A 1484-nucleotide genomic window follows, 5' to 3' on the forward strand; every position below is an offset into this window, starting at 1 on the left:
GATGCGGCCTGGATAGGCGATGTCGAGTTCGATGAGTGCTTCGCGCCAGCCGATGGTGCGCTGTCCTTCGATCAGGCGGGCGGTGTTGGGCGAGTTCTTGGCCTTGCCGGTTTTCTCCTTGGTGATGGCGCGTTCGCGGGCGCGTTTGTCCTCGATGTTGATGATGGCCAGCCACAGCAGCTTGACCACGGCGTCGTCGCCGGGGAAGTGCCCGCGGGCTTTGGTGACCTTGCGCAGCTGGTAGTTCAGGGACTCGATGCTGTTGGTGGTGTAGAGCAGTTTGCGGACCGCCGGGGAGAAGGCGAAGAACGGGATGAAGCGGTCCCAGGCGGCCTCGAACACGCGGACCGCCTGCGGATACCGCTCGCCCCAGGTGGAAGCGGAGAAGTCGGCCAGAGCGTCGAAGGCGGCTTCCGCGCTGGGCGCGGTGTAGATCTTCTTGAGCTCGGCGGCCAGCGCGGCGCGGTCACGGCGGGCGACCGGCCGCAGCGCGTTGCGGATCAGGTGCACCACGCAGGCCTGCACGGTGGTGTGCGGGAACGCCGCGTGGATGGCGTCTTCGAAGCCGTTCAGGCCGTCGGTGCAGGCGATGAGGATGTCGCGCACGCCCCGGTTTTTCAGGTCGTTCATCACCGCATTCCAGAACCGGGCCGATTCGCCGGCGGTGGCGGTATCGAGCGGGGTTTTGGCCAGCCAGATGCCCAGCACGTGTTTGTCGCCGTCGGCGTCGATGCCGATGGCCAGGTAGGCGGGTTTGGCCTGGACGCTGTGGTTGTCTCTGACTTTGACCACGATGGCGTCCAGGAACACCACCGGGTAGACGGCCTCCAGCGGCCGGGCCTGCCAGGCGCGGACCTCTTCCAGCACGGCGTCGGTGATGTTGGAGATGGCCTCGTGACTGAGCTCGGTGTCGTAGATCTGGCGCAGGTGGTGCTGGATGTCGCGCACGCTCATGCCGTGCGCGTACAGGCTGATGATCATGTCGTCCAGGCCGCCGGAGACGCGGCCGGCCCGCTTGGGCACCAGCATGGGTTCGAAGGTGCCGGCCCGGTCCCGGGGCACGGCCAGCCGGACCGGCCCGACCCCGGTCTGCACGGTCTTGCCGATCCTGCCGTTGCGGGAGTTGCCCGAGCCGTGCCCGGCCACCTCGTGTTTGCCGTAGCCCAGATGCGCCGACAGCTCGGCTTCCAGCGCGCGTTCCAGCACGGCTTTGACCAGTTCGCCGAGCATCGAGCCCTCACCTGTCAGCCGCAGCCCGCCGGCGCCGTCGCGTGAGCGTTCCAGCAGCAGGTCCAGCACGTGATCGCCGAGCAGGTCCCGCAACGGCGTCTCGCCGTCACGGCAGGGGGATTTTTCCCCGCCATGATGAGCAGCCGCCCCCAGCCGCGCCGATGCGTCATCGCGCTGTTCTTGCCCCACCGCGGCCAGCGCGGTTCTTCCCCGTGTCGTGGACATGATCGTGTTCTCCCCCGAGTTGGTGAATG

The 1484-nt window shown here is 67.7% G+C and carries 1 protein-coding gene; it reads right to left on the reverse strand.

Annotated elements, in window-relative coordinates; all coding sequences use genetic code 11:
* Positions 1-1323: IS256 family transposase (locus ACFFR3_RS50165; RefSeq protein WP_379485514.1), on the reverse strand; the 1323-nt coding region annotated here is incomplete at its 3' end.
* Positions 1324-1484 lie beyond the last annotated feature (161 nt).

Origin of the sequence: Nonomuraea salmonea, assembly GCF_042428605.1 — a bacterium.
GTDB lineage: Bacteria > Actinomycetota > Actinomycetes > Streptosporangiales > Streptosporangiaceae > Nonomuraea > Nonomuraea salmonea.